Source organism: Streptomyces sp. NBC_00631, from assembly GCF_045206895.1.
GTDB lineage: Bacteria > Actinomycetota > Actinomycetes > Streptomycetales > Streptomycetaceae > Streptomyces.
Genome location: NZ_CP107734.1, coordinates 2,803,972 through 2,822,582, shown reverse-complemented (window position 1 = coordinate 2,822,582; position 18,611 = coordinate 2,803,972). Strand labels below are relative to the sequence as shown.

18 protein-coding genes are annotated in these 18,611 nt (G+C 70.2%); 11 read left to right on the top strand and 7 right to left on the bottom strand.

All coding sequences use genetic code 11. The annotated features are described in order from the left end of the window. Positions 1-234 precede the first annotated feature (234 nt). A complete protein-coding gene (locus OHB00_RS12940; RefSeq protein WP_406434386.1) occupies positions 235-1,686 on the top strand; it encodes an NCS2 family permease in 1,452 nt (483 codons plus the stop codon). A 72-nt stretch (positions 1,687-1,758) separates the two neighbouring features. On the opposite strand, the gene OHB00_RS12935 is transcribed toward OHB00_RS12940, so the two are convergent. Continuing rightward, positions 1,759-3,219 carry a peptidoglycan D,D-transpeptidase FtsI family protein gene (locus tag OHB00_RS12935; RefSeq protein ID WP_406434384.1) on the bottom strand — a complete coding sequence of 487 codons (1,461 nt, stop codon included), beginning with the start codon at positions 3,217-3,219 and terminating at the stop codon, positions 1,759-1,761. Between the two features lie 178 nt (positions 3,220-3,397). After that, positions 3,398-4,171 carry an IclR family transcriptional regulator gene (locus tag OHB00_RS12930; protein ID WP_234539677.1) on the bottom strand — a complete coding sequence of 258 codons (774 nt, stop codon included), beginning with the start codon at positions 4,169-4,171 and terminating at the stop codon, positions 3,398-3,400. Positions 4,172-4,328: 157 nt separating this feature from the next. On the opposite strand from OHB00_RS12930, the gene OHB00_RS12925 reads away from it, so the two are divergent. The 5 genes from OHB00_RS12925 (at position 4,329) to OHB00_RS12905 (ending at position 9,104) form a co-directional block, all read left to right on the top strand. After that, on the top strand, positions 4,329-5,858 hold the full coding sequence (locus OHB00_RS12925) for an aldehyde dehydrogenase (NADP(+)) (RefSeq protein WP_406434381.1): 1,530 nt from the start codon (positions 4,329-4,331) through the stop codon (positions 5,856-5,858). A 154-nt stretch (positions 5,859-6,012) separates the two neighbouring features. Then, entirely contained in the window at positions 6,013-6,621 is a 609-nt protein-coding gene (locus OHB00_RS12920; protein WP_406434379.1) for a DUF1349 domain-containing protein, read from the top strand. A gap of 71 nt (positions 6,622-6,692) precedes the next feature. Beyond that, positions 6,693-7,166, top strand: coding sequence for a GNAT family N-acetyltransferase (locus OHB00_RS12915; RefSeq protein ID WP_406434377.1), 474 nt, complete (start codon positions 6,693-6,695; stop codon positions 7,164-7,166). A 62-nt stretch (positions 7,167-7,228) separates the two neighbouring features. Further along, the gene (locus OHB00_RS12910) at positions 7,229-7,945 is read left to right on the top strand and encodes a DsbA family oxidoreductase (RefSeq protein ID WP_406434375.1); all 717 of its coding nucleotides are present in this window, start codon (positions 7,229-7,231) and stop codon (positions 7,943-7,945) included. 97 nt (positions 7,946-8,042) lie between these two features. Continuing rightward, entirely contained in the window at positions 8,043-9,104 is a 1,062-nt protein-coding gene (locus OHB00_RS12905; protein WP_406434373.1) for an aminotransferase class V-fold PLP-dependent enzyme, read from the top strand. 71 nt (positions 9,105-9,175) lie between these two features. Here the strand turns inward: OHB00_RS12905 and thpD are convergent, their stop codons facing one another. The 5 genes from thpD to OHB00_RS12880 all read right to left on the bottom strand — a co-directional run bounded on the left by thpD (position 9,176) and on the right by OHB00_RS12880 (position 13,687). Next, positions 9,176-10,063 (bottom strand): ectoine hydroxylase, encoded by an 888-nt coding sequence (thpD, locus tag OHB00_RS12900; RefSeq protein ID WP_406434371.1) that lies wholly within the window; start codon positions 10,061-10,063, stop codon positions 9,176-9,178. A gap of 2 nt (positions 10,064-10,065) precedes the next feature. After that, a complete protein-coding gene (locus tag OHB00_RS12895; RefSeq protein ID WP_293997165.1) occupies positions 10,066-10,464 on the bottom strand; it encodes an ectoine synthase in 399 nt (132 codons plus the stop codon). 36 nt (positions 10,465-10,500) lie between these two features. After that, positions 10,501-11,772: a diaminobutyrate--2-oxoglutarate transaminase gene (gene ectB, locus OHB00_RS12890; RefSeq protein ID WP_406434369.1), complete on the bottom strand. Its 1,272-nt coding sequence runs from the start codon at positions 11,770-11,772 to the stop codon at positions 10,501-10,503. Between the two features lie 11 nt (positions 11,773-11,783). Beyond that, entirely contained in the window at positions 11,784-12,299 is a 516-nt protein-coding gene (gene ectA / locus OHB00_RS12885; RefSeq protein WP_406434367.1) for a diaminobutyrate acetyltransferase, read from the bottom strand. A 287-nt stretch (positions 12,300-12,586) separates the two neighbouring features. Beyond that, on the bottom strand, positions 12,587-13,687 hold the full coding sequence (locus OHB00_RS12880) for a pyridoxal-phosphate-dependent aminotransferase family protein (RefSeq protein WP_406434365.1): 1,101 nt from the start codon (positions 13,685-13,687) through the stop codon (positions 12,587-12,589). Positions 13,688-13,905: 218 nt separating this feature from the next. Between OHB00_RS12880 and OHB00_RS12875 the strand changes: the two genes are divergently transcribed. The 5 genes from OHB00_RS12875 (at position 13,906) to OHB00_RS12855 (ending at position 18,570) form a co-directional block, all read left to right on the top strand. Continuing rightward, positions 13,906-14,760 carry a transporter substrate-binding domain-containing protein gene (locus tag OHB00_RS12875; RefSeq protein WP_406434363.1) on the top strand — a complete coding sequence of 285 codons (855 nt, stop codon included), beginning with the start codon at positions 13,906-13,908 and terminating at the stop codon, positions 14,758-14,760. Continuing rightward, positions 14,757-15,593, top strand: a complete 837-nt coding sequence (locus tag OHB00_RS12870; RefSeq protein WP_406434361.1) for an amino acid ABC transporter permease — start codon at positions 14,757-14,759, stop codon at positions 15,591-15,593. The genes OHB00_RS12875 and OHB00_RS12870 overlap by 4 nt, the downstream gene beginning before the upstream one ends. Continuing rightward, positions 15,590-16,363 (top strand): amino acid ABC transporter ATP-binding protein, encoded by a 774-nt coding sequence (locus tag OHB00_RS12865; RefSeq protein WP_406434359.1) that lies wholly within the window; start codon positions 15,590-15,592, stop codon positions 16,361-16,363. Before OHB00_RS12870 ends, OHB00_RS12865 begins: the two co-directional genes overlap by 4 nt. Positions 16,364-16,442: 79 nt before the next feature. Next, entirely contained in the window at positions 16,443-17,534 is a 1,092-nt protein-coding gene (locus tag OHB00_RS12860) for an amidohydrolase family protein (RefSeq protein ID WP_406434357.1), read from the top strand. 142 nt (positions 17,535-17,676) lie between these two features. Continuing rightward, positions 17,677-18,570, top strand: a complete 894-nt coding sequence (locus tag OHB00_RS12855; protein WP_406434355.1) for an SCO1860 family LAETG-anchored protein — start codon at positions 17,677-17,679, stop codon at positions 18,568-18,570. Positions 18,571-18,611 lie beyond the last annotated feature (41 nt).

Genomic DNA, 18,611 nt, shown 5'->3' with positions numbered 1-18,611 from the left:
GCCAGGTGGATGTCCGGAGGAACGTTCCGGCGGGATCCGGAGCGTAGCAGTGATCATTTCGTGTGCGTCGTACGGGGGTTCGGTGCGCCTCGTGCGAGGTACCGGACGCGGTGTGGTCCACCGAACCACACCGAGACCGATTCCGTAACACGGGGAAAACCTGAAACCGGTGCGACGTGGGAACAATCCAGCCAGCATCCGCACACGCACGCTCAGGGGACGAGGAGTTCGACCATGTCCGAGACGCAGAAGGCGGCCCGGCCGCAAGGGGCCGCGCCACCTGCCGGGAACGGCGTCGACCGGTTCTTCAGGATCTCCGAACGGGGATCCACCTTCGGCCGGGAGATACGCGGCGGCTTCGCCACGTTCTTCACCATGGCTTACATCCTTGTCCTGAACCCCATCATCCTCGGCAGTGCCAAGGACAAGTTCGGGCACAGCCTCGACACCGGCCAACTCGTCACCGCCACCGCGCTGGTGGCCTGTGTGATGACGATCATCATGGGCGTCGGCGGCAACCTGCCGCTGGCGATCGCGGCCGGCCTCGGCCTCAACGCCGTCGTGGCCTTCCAGTTGGCCCCGCTGATGAGCTGGCCCGACGCGATGGGCCTGGTCGTCCTCGAAGGCCTGCTGATCTGTGTGCTCGTCCTGACCGGTCTGCGCGAGGCGATCATGAACGCCATCCCGCAGCAGCTGAAGCAGGCGATCGGCGTCGGCATCGGCCTGTTCATCGCCTTCATCGGTTTCGTCGACGCGGGCTTCGTCAGCCGGATCCCGGACGCCGCGGACACCACCGTGCCGGTGCAGCTGGGTGCCGTCGGACGGCTCACCGGCTGGCCCGTGCTCGTCTTCTGTATTGGCGTGCTCCTGACCATCGCGCTGGTCGCGCGGAAGGTGAAGGGCGCGATCCTGATCAGCATCGTCACGATGACCCTGGTGGCGATCGTCATCAACTCGGCGGCCGACATCAAGAGCTGGGGCCTGACCACGCCGAAGGTCCCCGACAAGATCGTGGCCGCGCCCGACTTCGGGCTCATCGGTCACTTCAGCCTGTTCGGCGGCTTCGCCAAGGCCGGTGTCCTCACCGCCGTCCTGCTCGTCTTCACCCTGATCCTGTCCGACTTCTTCGACGCCATGGGCACGATCGTCGGCATCAGCGCCGAGGCCGGGCTGCTCGACGAGCAGGGGCAGGTGCCGGGCATCGGGCGGGTGCTGTTCATCGACGGCGCGGCGGCGGTGGCCGGCGGCATCGGCTCGGCCTCCTCCAACACGGCGTACATCGAGTCGGCGGCCGGGGTGGGCGAGGGGGCGCGCACCGGGTTCGCCAACCTGATCACGGGCGGCCTGTTCGGCCTCGCCCTCTTCCTCACGCCGCTGCTGACCATCGTCCCGCTCCAGGCGGCGGCGCCCGCGCTGATCGCCGTGGGCTTCCTGATGATGACCCACGTCAAGCACATCGACTGGGACAGGTACGAGATCGCCGTCCCGGCGTTCCTGACGATCGCCGCGATGCCGTTCACCTACTCCATCACGGACGGCATCGGGGCGGGGTTCCTGGCATACGTCGTGATCAAGGCGGTGCTGGGGAAGGCGAAGGAGGTCAACTGGCTGTTGTGGGCCGTGTCGGCGTTGTTCCTGGTGTACTTCGCGATTGATCCGGTGGAGCAGGTGCTGGGCGTGAAGTAGAGCGCCCCGTAGGGCGCGGGGAACTGCGCGACCAGCCACGACGAAACCGCAGCCGATCGCGCAGGGAACCCCCTAGTTCTTCAACGCCGCCTCCATCATCGCCTTCGCCACCGGCGCCGCCAGCCCGTTGCCGCTCACTTCCGACCTCGCCGCGTCCGACTGCTCGACCAGTACCGCGACGGCGACCTCTTTCCCCGTGCTGTCCGACTTGCCGTACGACGTGAACCAGGCGTACGGCGTCTGGCTGTTGTTCTCGCCGTGCTGGGCCGTGCCCGTCTTGCCGCCCACCGTCACGCCGTCGATCTTCGCGTTCGTTCCCGTGCCCTGCTCGACCACCGTCTGCATCGCGGACTGGAGCTGCTCGGCGGTCGAGGAGCTGACGATCTCCTTGCTGCTCGCCTCGTCGTCGTAGTCCTTCAGCACATCGCCACCGCTGTCGGTGATCTGCGAGACCATGTGCGGGGAGACCAGCTTGCCGCCGTCGGCTATCGCGGCCGACACCATGGCCATCTGGAGCGGGGTCGCCGTGACGTCGAACTGGCCGATGCCGGAGAGGCCGGTCTGGGCCGTGTCCATGTTCGACGGGTACACGCTGGCGTAGGCGCGCACCGGGATGTCCAGCTTGTCGTCGTTGAAGCCGAACTTCTCGGCCATCGCCCGGACCTTGTCCTGGCCGAGGTCCACGGCCATCTTGCCGAAGACGTTGTTGCAGGAGTAGCGCAGGGCGGTGCGGATCGAGGCGTTCTCGCAGGGGGCCGAGCTGCTCTCGTTCCGCAGCGGGGTCGTCGTGCCCGGCAGGGTGTACGGGTTGGGGCTGTCGGTCCTGTCGTCGACGTTCGCGTAGAGGCCGTCCTCCAGGGCGGCCGCCGCGACCACCAGCTTGAACGTCGAGCCCGGCGGCAGCGGCTGGCGCAGCGCCCGGTTGGTGAGCGGCTTGTCGCTGTCGGCGTTCAGCTTCTTCCAGGCCGCGCCGGCGGTGTTGGCGTCGGTGAGCGAGGAGGGGTCGTACGAGGGGGTCGACACGACCGCCAGGATCTTGCCGGTCTTCGGGTCGATCGCGACCGCCGCGCCCTTCTTGTCGCCGAGCGCGTCGTACGCCGCCTTCTGGACGTCCGGGTCGATCGTCGTGATCACGTTGCCCGGCTCGGCGCGCTCGCCGGTGACCGTGTCCATCACCGTCTTGAGCCGGCTGTCGGTGCCGTTGAGCAGGTCCTGGTAGATGCCCTCCAGCTGGGTCGGGGCATAGCTCTGCGAGGCGTAGCCCGTCACCGCCGCGTACAGCTTGCCGTTCGTGTACGTGCGCTTGTACTTGAGGTCGCTGTTGCTCAGGGTCTGCGCCGAGCCGGTGATCGACTCACCGGCCACGATGATGTTCCCGAGCGGCTGCGAGTACGTCTCGATGACGTTGCGCCGGTTGTCCGTGTCGTCCGCGAGGGCCTGGCCGTCGTAGAACTGCACCCATGTCGCCCTGACCAGCAGAGTGAGCACGAGCAGCAGCGCGAAGACGGACGCCCGCCTGATCGTCTTGTTCATCCCGCTCAGACAGACGAGCGAATGAGGGGTGTGCGTTCCCGTACGGCCGGTTTCTCATCGATCGCTCATCCGGTCGCTCATCCGGCATCGCCGGAAAAACCTCCTCCGCCGCAACGGCGCTCAGCCACCACGGCGGTCTCCGGCGGTGCCGAACGCCGCTCGGCCCGCTCTGCCGGCCTCAGAGCCTCCGCGTCGCCAGCGTCAGGCGGTCCCGCGCGTCGAACAGGGCGTCCTTGATCATCTGTTCGTGGGCGGGGGTGAGGCGGGCCACCGGGACCGAGCAGCTGATCGCGTCGCGGGCCGGAGTGCGGTAGGGGATCGCGACACCGAAGCAGCGCAGCCCGAGCGTGTTCTCCTCGCGGTCGATGGCGAAGCCCTGCTCGCGGATCTGGCGGAGCTCCTCGATGAGCTTCTCCCGGTCGGTGATGGTGTGCTCGGTCAGGGCCGGCAGGGTCTCCGGCAGCAGCTTGCGGACCTGCTCGTCGGTGTGGGTGGCGAGCAGCGCCTTGCCGAGCGAGGTGGAGTGCGCGGGCAGGCGGCGGCCGACCCGGGTGAAGGGGCGCAGGTAGTGCTGGGACTGGCGGGTGGCCAGATAGACCACGTTCGTGCCGTCGAGACGCGCGAGGTGGATGGTCTCCGTGGTGTCGTCGGAGAGCCGGTCCAGGGTCGGGCGGGCCGCCGCGACCACCTCGTCGCCGTCGATGTACGACGTGCCGACCAGCAGGGCCCGTACCCCGATGCCGTACCGGGTGCCGGTCGCGTCCGTCTCCACCCAGCCCAGCTCCACCAGGGTGCGCAGCAGCATGTAGAGGCTGGACTTGGGATACCCGACGGCCTCCTGGACGGCCGCGAGGGAGTGCATTCCGGGCCGGCCGGCGAAGTACTCCAGCAACTCCACGGTCCGTACCGCGGACTTGACCTGTGCCCCGCCGCCTGTCTCGCCTGCCGACATCGCCCTTTACCCCTTCGTTGGACGAGAAACCGAGGTTATAGTCTCCAACAGCATATTCATCATCGGAGACAGCGTTCAGTATATCGAACGCGCCTGGTGAATGACCCGGACATGACCCGGACAATGCGGCAGTACGCAACTCATGGAGGGACCCGCGGTGGCAGCAGCACCAGTCTGGAGTGTCGACCCGCGCACCGGGAAGCAGCGTGAGCAGGTTGCGGTGGAGGCCACAGCCGAGGAGGTCGACGCCGTCGTCAAGGCCGCGCACGCCGCCCGCGGCTCCCTCGCCGACCGCACGGTACGCGCCGCCTTCCTGCGCTCCGCCGCCGCCGGACTCGACGCGGCCAAGGACCAGCTGGTCGAGGTCGCCGACGCCGAGACCGCCCTCGGCCCCGTCCGGCTGACCGGGGAAATCGCCCGCACCGCCTACCAGCTGCGGGCCTTCGCCGACATCGTCGACGAGGGCGCCTTCCTCGACGTCATCATCAACCACCCCGACGCCACCGCCACCCCGCCCATCCCGGACCTGCGCCGCTACAAGGTTCCGCTGGGTGTCGTGGCCGTCTACTCGGCCTCCAACTTCCCCTTCGCCTTCTCCGTCGCCGGCGGCGACACCGCGAGCGCGCTGGCCGCCGGCAACCCGGTCGTCGTCAAGGCCCACCCCGACCACCCGGCGCTGTCCGAGCTGGTGGCGTGGGTGCTGCGCCGGGCCGCCGCCGGGCACGGCATCCCCGAGGCCGTGGTCGGTCTCGTGCACGGCTTCGAGGCGGGCATCGAGCTGATCAGGCATCCGCTGATCGCCGCCGCGGGCTTCACCGGTTCCGTCCGGGGCGGGCGCGCGCTCTTCGACGCGGCCGCCGCGCGACCGGTGCCGATCCCGTTCCACGGTGAGCTGGGCTCCCTGAACCCGGTCCTCGTCACGGAGGCCGCGGCCGCCGAGCGGGCCGAGGAGATCGGCACCGGGCTCGCCGGGTCGATGACACTGGGCGTCGGCCAGTTCTGTGTGAAGCCGGGCCTGGTGCTGGTGCCGGCCGGCGCTGCCGGTGACGGCCTGCTCAAGTCCCTGACGGACGCGGTCAGCGACACCGACCCGGGCGTGCTGCTCGACCACCGGATGCGGGACAACTTCATCGCCGGGGTCGCCGAGCGCGCCGAACTCCCCGAGGTGGAGAGCCCGGTGACGCCGGGGGCGGGCGGCGAGCACACCGTGAGCGCCGGGTTCCTGACGGTGCCGGCGGGCAAGCTGGCCGAGGAGGGCGGTTACGACCTGCTCCTGGAGGAGTGCTTCGGGCCGGTGACCGTGGTGGTCCGCTACGAGGACCGGGGTGAGGCGACGGCGGTGCTGTCGCGGCTGCCGGGCAACCTCACGGCGACGGTGCACGTCTCCGCCGAGGAGGCCGCGGGTCAGGGGGCGGGGGCGGAGATCCTCGCGGAGCTGACGCCGCTGGCGGGCCGGGTACTGGTGAACGGCTGGCCGACGGGGGTCGCGGTGGCCCCGGCCCAGCATCATGGCGGGCCCTACCCGGCGACCACGTCGACGTCGACGTCCGTGGGCGGTACGGCCATTGAGCGGTGGCTGCGGCCGGTGGCCTATCAGGGGGCGCCGGAGGCTCTGCTGCCGGCGGAGTTGAAGGACGGGAACCCGCTGGGGCTTCCCCGGCGGTTCAACGGGGTTCTGGAGCGGTAGCGCCGTGGGGGTGTGGGGTTCGTCGGCGACTGCGGGTTGTCGGTGGTTGCCCGCGCAGTTCCTCCCCCGGCCTTCGGCCGGGGGTACCCCCAGCGCCCCTTCCGGGGCGCCTGCCCCTGCGCATGCCGAACAGTTCTGCTGACACAATCTGACCATGGACGTGGAACTTCCCGAACTTCCTTTCTCTCTCCGTACCTATGGGCCCGACGGGCACTGGTTCTATGAAGACGGGGTGCTCACCGGTTGGGCCGGGGCCCGGCAGGATCGGTTCGTGTCGCCCACCGGGGAGGCGCTGGATCCCGCCTCGGACGCGCCCCGGCTGCTCGGGGCGCCCGAAGGGGACTTCCAGCTGATCGCCCGGGTCACCGTCGGCTTCGGTGCCGCCTTCGACGCCGGTGTGCTGTACGTCCACGTCGGCGACCGGGCCTGGGCCAAGCTCTGCCTGGAGAACTCCCCGGACGTGCCCACCGTCTGCACCGTGGTCACCCGGGGGCACTCGGACGACGCCAACTCCTTCACCGTGGAGGGAAGTTCGGTCTGGCTGCGGATCAGCCGGACCGGGCGGGCGCTCGCCTTCCACGCCTCCAGGGACGGCAAGAAGTGGGTCTTCGTGCGGCTGTTCACCCTGGGCGGCGAGAAGGAGACCGAGAACGCCCTGGTCGGCTTCATGACCCAGTCGCCGATGGGGGAGGGGTGCGTGGTGACGTACGACCACATCGAGTTCAGGCCCGACTGGCCGGCCGACCTGCGCGACGGAAGCTGAGGGCTCGGAACCGGCGCCGACGCGCGCACGTCTTCCGTTGCGTGATCAGTGACCGTGTGAAGAGGCCCCGGGTGATCCGCACGGCCCTGTCCGCCGAGGCGGAGACGATCGCCGCGCTGCACCACCGGGCCCGGTCGACGTACTACCCGGACGGTCTCCCGGACGACGGCGTCGACTGGACGGCCGCCTGGCGTGCCGCCGTCGAACGGCCGGACGGGCAGGTGCTGTGCCTGGTCGAGGCGGGCGTGATCATCGGGATCGCCTCCTTCCGCGTCCCGGAGGGCGGCACCGCCGAAACGATCAAGCTGTTCCAGTTCCATGTCGACCCCGTTCACTGGCGTGCCGGTGCCGGCACCGCCCTGCACGCCGCGTGTCTGGAGCAGTGGCGGGCCGACGGCAGGCGGACCGCCGTACTGGACGTGCACGTCGACAACCGGCGGGCCCAGGCCTTCTACGCCCGCCAGGGCTGGGTGCCGGATCCGGAGAACCCGCCGGCCGAGGGCGATCACCATCTGTATCTGCGGTACGCGGTGGCCGGGGAATGAAACGGGCTGTTTGAAGGTTCAGGTAGTTCTGGACGTCCGACTACCTGGAGAGAGCCGACAACATGCGCGTGGAGATCTGGTCCGATATCGCTTGCCCCTGGTGCTATGTCGGAAAAGCGCGTTTTGAGAAGGCGCTCGCCGCCTTTCCGCACCGCGACGACGTCGAGGTGGTCCACCGCTCCTTCGAGCTGGACCCCGGCCGTGCCAAGGACGACGTCCAGCCCGTGCTCGCCATGCTCGGCAAGAAGTACGGCATGAGCGAGGCGCAGGCCCAGGCCGGCGAGGACAACCTGGGTGCCCAGGCCGCGGCCGAGGGGCTGGCGTACCGCACCCGGGGCCGGGACCACGGCAACACCTTCGACCTGCACCGCCTGCTGCACTTCGCCAAGGAGCAGGGCCGTCAGGGCGAGCTGATCCAGATCCTGTACCGGGCGAACTTCGCCGAGGAGCGGTCCCTGTTCACCGAGGGCGCCGACCGGGTCGTCGAGCTGGCCGTGGAGGCCGGGCTGGACGCGGCGGCCGTGCGCGAGGTGCTCGCCGACCCGTCCCGTTACGCCGACGAGGTCCGCGCCGACGAGCGCGAGGCCGCCGAGCTCGGCGCGAACGGGGTGCCGTTCTTCGTCCTCGACCGGAAGTACGGCGTCTCGGGCGCCCAGCCCGCCGAGGTGTTCACGCAGGCGCTCGGCCAGGCCTGGGGCGCGCGGTCCCCGCTGAAGCTGATCGACGAAGGTGGCGCACAGGCCTGCGGGCCGGACGGGTGCGCGGTGCCGCAGCACTGAGAAGGTCCAGGTCAGGGCCGTCGTATAAGCGTTGCTTAGTGGATCCACGGAGAAATCCGCAATGGACGGGAGGTTCCCCGGGCCGCAGAGTGGACGCATGGAGACCACGGAGACGTTCGAGAGCCTCGTCCGCGCCGAGTTCGCCCCGAAGAGCACCTACCTCAACACCGCCAGCAACGGTCTGCTGCCCGCCCGTACCGTCGCCGCCCTGCACCGGGCGGCGCTGCTGCGGGCCGAGGGCCGACCCCTGACCTCGCTGTACGAGGACGTGGAGGCGTGCCGGGCCGCCTATGCCCGGCTCGCGGGCGTCCCTGCGGCCCGGGTCGCGGCCGGCGCCTCGGTCGCCGCGCACTCCGGCGTGATCGCCGCCTCGCTGCCGGCCGGCGCCGAAGTGCTCACGGCGGAGGACGACTTCACCTCCGTACTGAACCCGTTCCACGTCCGTGGCGACCTCAAGGTCCGCGTGGTGCCGCTGGAGCGCCTCGCCGAGTCCGTCCGTCCGGGCACCGCCCTCGTCGCGGTCAGCGCGGCCCAGTCGGCGGACGGCCGGATCGCCGACCTGCCCGCGCTGCGCGAGGCCGCCCGCGCCCATGGTGCCCGCACCTACGTCGACTTCTCCCAGGCCGCCGGCTGGCTGCCGATGGACGCCGACGCGTACGACTTCACCGCGTCCGTCTCCTTCAAGTGGCTGCTCGGCCCGCACGGCGCGGCCTTCCTGGTGGTCCCCGAGGACTTCGGTGGGCTGACCCCGCTGCTCGCGGGCTGGGTCGCGGGCGAGGAGCCGTGGGACAGCTGTTACGGCCCGGTCGCCGAACTCGCCCACTCCGCCCGACGGTTCGACCTCACCCACGCGCTGTTCACGTTCGCGGGGCTGCGTCCCTCGCTGGACCTGATCGAGGAGCTCGGCGTGGCCGCCGTGCACGCCCACGACGTGGGCCTCGCCGACCGGTTCCGCGCCGGCCTCGCGGCCCTCGGACACGAGTCACTGCCCGCCCCCGGCTCGGCGATCGTCTCGGTCCCCGGGCTCGGCGGCCGTCAGCCCGAACTGAGCCGGGCCGGCATCGAGGTCTCCAACCGTGCCGGCAACCTGCGCGCGTCCTTCCACCTCTTCAACACCCCCACCGACGTGGACCACCTGCTCGACGCCCTCGCGGGCTGACCCCGGGGCACGGTGACACGCCCCGGGGGCCGCCACGTCCGATGTGGCGGCCCCCGGGGTGAACGACCCGCTCAGCGGATCGGTGTGAAGTCCCGAGCGCCTATGAACTCGGGACGGCGCACCGGGGCCGCGAACGGCTCCACCGCCGCGTTCTCCACGCTGTTGAACACGATGAAGACGTTGCTGCGCGGGAACGGCGTGATGTTGTCGCCGGAGCCGTGCATGCAGTTGCAGTCGAACCAGGTCGCCGAACCGGCCCGGCCGGTGAACAGCTTGATGCCGTACTGCGAGGCCATCTCCGTCAGCGCCTCGTCCGAGGGCGTGCCCGCGTCCTGCATCTGCAGCGACTTCTTGTAGTTGTCCTCGGGCGTGGCGCCGGCACAGCCCAGGAACGTCCGGTGCGAGCCCGGCATGATCATCAGGCCGCCGTTGGTGTCGTGGTTCTCGGTCAGGGCGATCGAGACGGACACCGTGCGCATGTTCGGCAGGCCGTCCTCGGCATGCCAGGTCTCGAAGTCCGAGTGCCAGTAGAAGCCGCTGGCGCCGAACCCCGGCTTGACGTTGATCCGGGACTGGTGGACGTACACGTCCGAGCCGAGGATCTGCCGGGCCCGGCCGACCACCCGCTCGTCGCGCACCAGGTTCGCGAACACCTCGCTGATCCGGTGCACCTCGAAGACGGACCGGATCTCCTTGGACTTCGGCTCCACGACGGAGCGTTCGTCGGCCCGGATCGCCGGGTCGGTGATCAGCCGTTCCAGCTCCCGCCGGTACACGGCGACCTCGTCGTCGGCGAGGAGCTGGTCGATGGCGAGGAAGCCGTCGCGCTCGAACGCCTCCAGCCGGTCCGTGGGGATCGGGCCGGGAGCGCCGGGCGCCGACCAGACGACCGGGTCCTTGCGGGGGACGGCCACCTCGACGGGGCCGCGGCTCGGGTACAGGTCGGTGATGGTGGTCATGGTCAGCCCTCCTCCGTCAGCAGGGGATAGACGCCGTTCTCGTCGTGGTCCTCCCTGCCGGTGACCGGCGGGTTGAACACGCAGACGCAGCGGAAGTCCTCCTTGACGCGCAGCGAGTGCCGCTCGTGCCCGTCGAGGAGGTACATGGTGCCGGGCGTGATCGTGTACGACGTCCCGGTCTCGTGGTCGGTCAGCTCGGCCTCGCCCTCGACGCAGACGACGGCCTCGATGTGGTTGGCGTACCACATCGACGTCTCGGTGCCCGCGTACAGGATCGTCTCGTGCAGCGAGAAGCCGACCCGCTCCTTCGCGAGGACGATGCGTTTGCTCTCCCAGGTCCCGGACGCGGACTTCACATGCCGGTCGGTGCCTTCGATCTCCTTGAACGAACGGACGATCACGGTGGTGTACAGCCTCCTTGTTTCGATTCAGACGTGTCAGACGGCCTCGCGGACGGCCCGGGCGAGGATGCTGAGCCCCTCGTCCAGTTCCTCCGGCGTGATGGTCAGGGCGGGCAGCAGCTTGACGACCTCGCTCTCCGGCCCCGACGTCTCGATGAGGAGCCCGAGTTCGAAGGCGCGTTGGGCGATCCGCCCGGCCCGGTCCTTGTCGTGGAACTCCAGGCCCCACACCAGGCCCCGGCCCCGGTACTCCCGCACGTCGGCGAGGTTCTCCTCGACGATCGCGATGAGCCCCTGCTCGACCTGCTCGCCCTTGGTCCGGGTCTGCTTCTCCATCGCCGGGCCGTCGGCCCAGTAGGACTCCAGGGCGGCGGTCGCGGTGACGAAGGCGGGGTTGTTGCCGCGGAACGTGCCGTTGTGCTCGCCCGGCTCCCACACGTCCAGCTCGGGCTTGAACAGGCACAGCGACATGGGCAGCCCGTACCCGCTGATCGACTTCGAGACGGTGACGATGTCGGGGACGATGCCGGCTTCCTCGAAGGAGAAGAAGGCTCCGGTGCGGCCGCAGCCCATCTGGATGTCGTCGACGATCAGCAGCATGTCCTGCCGTTCGCAGAGCGCCTTGAGCGCACGCAGCCACTCGGGCCGGGCCACGTTGATGCCGCCCTCGCCCTGCACGGTCTCCACGATCACCGCGGCCGGCTTGTTGAGCCCCGACCCCTGGTCCTCCAACAGCCGCTCGAACCACAGGAAGTCCGGCACGGTCCCGTCGAAGTAGTTGTCGAACGGCATCGGCGTCCCGTGCACCAGCGGGATCCCGGCCCCGGCCCGCTTGAAGGCGTTGCCGGTGACCGCGAGGGACCCGAGGGACATCCCGTGGAAGGCGTTGGTGAACGACACGATCGCCTCGCGTCCCTTCACCTTCCGGGCGAGTTTGAGCGCCGACTCCACGGCGTTCGTCCCCGTCGGCCCCGGGAACATGACCTTGTAGGGCAGGTCGCGGGGCCGCAGCACCAGTTCCTGGAAGGTCCGCAGGAAGGACCGCTTCGCCGTGGTCGACATGTCGAGGCCGTGGGTGACCCCGTCTCGCTCCAGGTAGTCGAGCAACGCCCGTTTCAGCACGGGGTTGTTGTGGCCGTAGTTGAGTGATCCGGCGCCGGCGAAGAAGTCGAGGTACTCGTGTCCGTCCTCGTCGTACATGCGGCTGCCCCGGGCCCGGTCGAACACGGTGGGCCAGCTGCGGCAGTAGCTGCGGACCTCGGACTCCAGGGTCTCGAAGACGCTGAGATCGGGCTGGGTGATGGTCACGGCGGGGCTCCTCAGTGCGATGTGGGGGTCAAGGGGCCGATGCGGTACAGGACTTCGGGGTCGTGCGGACCGTCGGGGAACTCACCGGCCTCGAACAGCACCGAGCGCTCGACGGCGGCGCCGTGCCGGGCGGCGTACGAGGTGAACAGGCGCTCGGAGGCGGTGTTGCCAGGGGTGATGGTGGTCTCGACGGCGGTGAGCGGCCGGTCGGCCGCCACCTGGGCCGTGAGCCCGTCCAGCAGCCGCGCCGCGATGCCGCGCCCGCGCTGCGCGGCGTCCACGGCCACCTGCCAGACGAGCAGCGTGTCCGGCCGGTCCGGTCGGGTGTATCCGGTCACGAATCCGACGGGCTCACCGTCCGCGCCACGCGCCACCGCCGAGGTGCCGGCGAAATCCCGGCACCACAGCAGATAGCTGTACGAGGAGTTCAGATCGAGGGATCCGGAATCCTTGGCGATACGCCAGAGAGCGGCACCGTCGGTCACCAGTGGGCGGTCGACGATCAGGTCTGCTTGTGGGGCAGTCATGCGGCTTGAATTTAGCGAGGCAAATGCAAAAACGCACGGCAGGTGCAGCCGATGGCTCGATCTGCCGTGCCGTTATGTGCCGATATTTCCTGCCACAAACCGGGCAAATGACCCGCTTATGTGGAGTGTGTCACAGGGTTGAAACCCGGATGAAATTCCCCTGGTTTGGCTCCGCAAAAAGCGGGCAGAAGAACTCGGGTAAGCCATCCGTCGAAAAGGAATTCGGAATTGCCTTGAATTCAGGCGCCGGTAACGCCGTATATACGCTCCCGATGGATGTCGGCCCGCTACCGCCAGGCGGAATCCACCGCGCGCCGGGCCCCCTCGGGGTCCACCGGCAGCCCCCGCTTCGCCAGCCCCGCGCCGAGCGCCGCCAGGCTCGACCGGACGGCGTCGACCGTGGCGTCCACCCCGTAGTGGTTGACCCGGATCATCTCCTGGGCCAGGGCGCCCCCGCCCGCGGCCAGCGGAAGGGTGCCGTCACCGGCCAGGGCCTCGGCGACCAGTTCCGACGCCGCCACGCCCGCCGGCGCCCGCAGCGTCGTGGCGACCGGCGCCGCGTCCGACTCCGCGTGCACGTACGGCTCCAGGCCGCCGCCCAGGGCTGCCGCACCGGCCCGGGTGGCCAGCGCGGCCGTGCGGTGCCGGGCCATCACGGTCTCCAGGCCGGCCGCCTCGATCCGCTCCATGCACGCCTCCAGCGCCAGCATCTCCAGCTGCGCCGGCGCGTGCAGCAGGACCTTGCGGCCGCCGTCGACCCAGCGCTCCTTCCAGTCCAGCAGGGACAGGTAGGAGCGGCGCGGGGCGTTCGGGTTCGCCGCCATCCGGGCCCACGCCCGCGCGCTCACCGACACCGCCGAGACGCCCGCCGGACCGCCCATCGCCTTCTGGGCCCCGATCACGCACAGGTCCACGCCCCACGCGTCCGGCAGCACCGGCTCGGCCCCCACCGAGGCGACCGCGTCCAGGTAGAAGAGGGCGCCGTGCGCCCGCACCACTTCGCCGATCTCCGCGACCGGGTTGGTGTTGCCGGTCGCCGCCTCCGCGTGCACCAGGGAGACGAAGTCGATCTCCGGGTGCTCGGCGAACGCCTCCCGGACCTGCTCGGCCGTCACCGCCGTGTGGAACGGCACCGCGAGGTCGATCACGGTCGCGCCGCAGTCCCGCAGCCAGTCCCCGAACGTCTGCCCGTACGGACCGGTGATCACGTTCAGCGCGGTCGTCCCCGGCCCGGCCGTCGCCCTGATCGCGCCCTCCAGCGGCAGCAGCGCCTCGCCCTGCGTGATCACGACGTCCTGGCGGGTGTCGAGGAGCCGGGCGACCCGGTCCTCGATCGCGGCGAAGCGGGCGGCGGTCAGCGGGGGCAGGTCGAGGAGGGGGTGGGTCACGGCGGCGCTCTCCTTGCTCGCGAAAGGGTGGATCAAGACGAGCGTAACCGGCCTCACTCACCCCCTCCGACCGGCGACTTCTCAGGCCGGACGGCTTCTGCGCCATCGGTTTGGTTTGAGAGACCCAAACATCTCCTTATAATCGGAACCCGCAGAAACGGAATCCAAAGCTCCTCCACAGCATCGCGGGGAGCCCCCACAGACCCACGGGAGGTCTCGTGACCACGCTCCTCGGGCGCCGCCGGGCTCGCGCCCTGGCCGCCGTCACCGCCGCGGCCGGGCTGGCCCTCGTGGCCGGCTGCACGTCGAGCGGCAACGGCTCCGGCGCCTCCAGGACCGCCGCCGGCGGGGTCGAACTCGTCAAGGCCGGACAGCTCACCACCTGCACCCACCTGCCCTACCCGCCGTTCCAGTCGGAGATCGACGGCAAGGTGCAGGGCTTCGACGTGTCGATGATCGACCTGGTCGCCAAGAACCTCGGCGTGAAGCAGCAGATCCTCGACACGCCGTTCGAGAACTTCAAGACCGGCGCCTTCCTCAACTCCGGCGAGTGCGACCTGGCCGCGGCCGGCATGACCATCACCGCCGAGCGCAAGAAGAACGTCGACTTCTCCGACCCGTACTTCGACGCGACCCAGGCCCTGCTCGTCGGCAAGGACAGCGGTATCACCTCGCTCGCCGACGCCAAGGCCAAGAAGGTCGAGCTGGGCGCCCAGGCGCAGACCACCGGCGAGGACTACGTCACGAAGCAGGGCTTCGACCCGGTCTCCTTCGAGTCCTCCGACGCCGTCCTCAACGGCCTGCGCACCGGCCAGGTCAAGGCCGTCGTCATCGACTACCCGGTGGTCCAGGGCTGGCTGAAGGACAAGGCCAACGCGAACGCCTTCCAGGTCGCCGACAACATCAACACCGGTGAGCAGTACGGCTTCACGGTGAAGAAGGGCAACACCAAGCTGCTCGCCGCCGTCAACAAGGCGATCGCCGACGCCAAGGCCGACGGCACGTACAAGAAGCTGTACGAGAAGTGGATCGGCCCCTACGAGGCCTCGGCCGCGTCCCCCGCCGCCTCATGACCGCAGACACGGACACCGGACTCCAGCCTCGCAAAAAGGGCCTGACCCGGCGGCAGAAGCGCCGGCTGTCGCGCGGCGCCCAGTACGTCGTCTTCGTCGCCGCCGTGATCGCCTTCGCGGCCGGCGCCGACTGGGGACGGCTGCAGAACCAGTTCGCCCAGTGGGACATCGCCAAGCAGATGTTCCCGGACGTCATCACGCTGGCGCTGAAGAACACCGTGCTCTACACGCTGTCCGGCTTCGTCGTTGGGCTGGCCCTCGGCATGGTGATCGCACTGATGCGGCTGTCGTCGGTCGGTCCCTACCGCTGGCTGGCCGGCATCTACATCGAGATCTTCCGCGGCCTGCCCGCCCTGCTGATCTTCATCTTCATCGGGGTCGCCGTCCCGCTCGCCTTCCCCGGCACCGAGATCATCGGCGGCACCTACGGCAAGGTCGCCCTCGCCCTCGGCCTGGTCGCCGCCGCCTACATGGCCGAGACGATCCGCGCGGGCATCCAGGCGGTCCCCAGGGGCCAGCTGGAAGCGGCCCGTTCGCTGGGCTTCTCACCCGCCCGCGCCATGGTCTCGATCGTCATCCCGCAGGCGTTCCGCATCATCCTCCCGCCGCTCACCAACGAACTGGTCCTGCTCTTCAAGGACTCGTCCCTGGTCCTCTTCCTCGGCGTCACCCTGGAGGAGCGCGAACTGTCCAAGTACGGCCGTGACCTGGCCAGTACGACCGCCAACTCCACGCCGATCCTCGTCGCCGGCCTGTGCTACCTGCTGGTCACGATCCCGCTCGGCTTCGTCGTGCGCCGTATGGAGGCGAAGGCCCAGGAGGCCGTGAAATGAGCCGACCCGAGATCGAGGTCAAGGGCCTGCACAAGTCCTTCGGCGACAACGAGGTGCTGCGCGGCATCGACCTGGAGATCGGCCAGGGCGAGGTCGTCTGCGTCATCGGCCCGTCCGGCTCCGGCAAGTCCACCCTGCTGCGCTGCGTCAACCTCCTCGAAGAGCCCACCCGGGGGCAGGTGTTCGTCGGCGGCACCGAGTTGACGGACCCGGACGTCGACATCGATTCCGTGCGCCGCCGGATCGGCATGGTCTTCCAGCAGTTCAACCTGTTCCCGCACCTCACGGTGGTCGAGAACCTCACGCTGCCGCAGCGCCGGGTGCTGCGCAGGGACAAGGCGACGGCGGCACGGGTCGCCGCCGAGAACCTCGCGCGCGTGGGGCTCACCGAAAAGGCGGACGCCTACCCCGCCTCCCTCTCCGGCGGCCAGCAGCAGCGGGTGGCGATCGCCCGCTCGCTGTCCATGGGCCCCGAGGTGATGCTCTTCGACGAGCCGACGTCGGCCCTCGACCCGGAGCTGGTCGGGGACGTCCTGGCGGTGATGCGGATGCTGGCGCAGGAGGGCATGACCATGATGGTGGTCACCCACGAGATGACCTTCGCGCGGGAGGTCGCCGACCGGGTGGTCTTCATGGACGGGGGAGTCGTGGTCGAGGACGGCCCGCCGGACCAGGTCATCGGCAACCCCACCCACGAGCGCACCCGCCACTTCCTCTCCCGGCTCCTGGACCCGGCCATGGCCCAGGTGGAGGAGGAGACCTCGGACTAGGCGGGCGAGGCCCCGCTGTCAGTGCCAGGCTGCTGAGCCGTATCGATGAGGGGCTGCCGGTCGTCCTAGGCTGAGGCCCATGAGCGATCAGGCGGTGCTGCACGTGAAGGGCAGGGTCCTCGTGGGACCCGAGGAGGTCCGCGACGAACTGTGGGTGGTGGACGGCCGGGTCTCCTACGACCGTCCCGCCGGCGCCCGTGACATCAGGACCGTCGAGGGCTGGGCGCTCCCCGGTCTCGTCGACGCCCACTGCCACGTCGGCCTCGGCCCGCACGGCCCGGTGGACGCGGCGACGGCCGAGAAGCAGGCCCGCACCGACCGCGAGGCCGGCACCCTGCTCATCCGGGACGCCGGTTCGCCCTCCGACACCCGCTGGGTCGACGACCGCGACGACCTCCCGAAGATCATCCGGGCCGGCCGGCACATCGCGCGGACCCGCCGCTACATAAGGAACTTCGCCCACGAGATCGAGCCGGCGGACCTGGTCGCGTATGTCGCCCAGGAGGCCCGGCGCGGCGACGGCTGGGTCAAGCTGGTCGGCGACTGGATCGACCGCGACCTCGGCGACCTGGCCCCCAGCTGGCCCCGCGACGCGGTGGAGGCGGCCATCGCCGAGGCGCACCGGCTCGGTGCCCGGGTCACCGCCCACTGCTTCGCCGAGAGCTCGCTCCAGGACCTGGTCGAGGCGGGTATCGACTGCGTCGAGCACGCCACGGGCCTGACGGAGGACCTGATCCCGCTCTTCGCCTCCCGTGGCGTCGCGATCGTCCCCACCCTCGTCAACATCGCCACCTTCCCGCAGCTCGCGGCGGGCGGCGACACCAGGTTCCCCCGCTGGTCGGCCCATATGCGGCGGCTCCACGAGCGCCGTTACGACACCGTCCGGGGCGCCTACGACGCCGGCATCCCGGTCTACGTCGGCACCGACGCCGGCGGCTCGCTCGCCCACGGCCTGGTCGCGGACGAGGTCGCCGAACTGGTCACCGCCGGGATCCCGCCCCTGGACGCGCTCGCGGCGACCAGCTGGGCGGCCCGTGCCTGGCTCGGCAGGCCCGGTCTGGAGGAGGGCGCACCGGCGGACCTGGTGGTGTACGAGAGCGACCCGCGCGCCGACGTACGCGTCCTCGCGTCCCCCCGCCGGGTGGTGCTGAACGGGCAGGTCGTCGAGTAAGGGAACGCCTGTGCCTGCCGAGTCGAATGCCTGCACGGAAAGTCCACTATTGAGTGAAGTGACGCAGGATTGCCGCCCGTTCACCCACAGTGCGTAATTCTTGGCGGGTCCCGAGCAAGATTCCTCTGGGGGTCCCACCACCTTGAACAGCGACACATTCCGTCTGCCCGCACGCCGTCTCGCGGCCTTCGCGACGGCCACGGCCCTGGCCGCCGGTCCCGCGGTCCTGGCCGGCGCGGGCACCGCACACGCGACCGCCGGCCACGGCCGCGCGAGCGCGGCCGCCCTGCGCACCAGCCTGGACGTCTCCCTCCTCCACAAGACCGTGCACGTCCCGCTCGCGGTCTCCCTGAACCAGGTCCAGGCACCGCAGAGCGCCGACCGGACCGCGCTGACCGCCACCCTCGACGGCGTGGACGGCGGCAAGCCGTTCAACGTCCTCGGTGCGGACGCCGCGGCGGCGAAGGCGACGGTCACCGCCGACCGCGCCGAGGCCTCCGTCCACCTCGCCCACGCCCGGCTGCACCTGCCGGGCCTGCCGCTGCTGTCCCTCGTCGAACTCGACACGGTCACGTCCAAGGCCACGTGCGAGACCGGCAGGGCGCCGGAGGCCGCCGCCAACGTGCTCGGCGCCGTCACCGTGCTCGGCAGACGCGTCACGCTGAGCGCGGGCGGCCCCACCGACGTCAAGGTCCCCGGCGTCGGCGAGGTCCGCCTCGACCTGTCCCGGCGCGAGACGACATCGACGTCGGCGGCGGCCGTCGCCCTCGAACTCAAGGTCGCCGTCAACCCGCTGAAGCTGAACGTGGCCACCGTGGAAGGATCCCTGACCCTGGCGAAGACGACCTGCGAGACCCCGCCGGCCGACCCGGTGCACCCGGTGTCCGACGTGAAGGTCCAGGGCGCCCCGGCGAAGGAGACGAAGCTGGCGGAGACGGGCGGCAGTTCGGTGACGCCGTATGTGGCGGGGGGTGCGCTCGCGCTCGTCGTCGCCGGGGGAGGAGCGTTTCTTCTGGTTCGTCGCAGGAGTTCTTGAGAGCGCCCGCTGAAGGCGCCCCGTCAGGGGCGCGGGGCGGT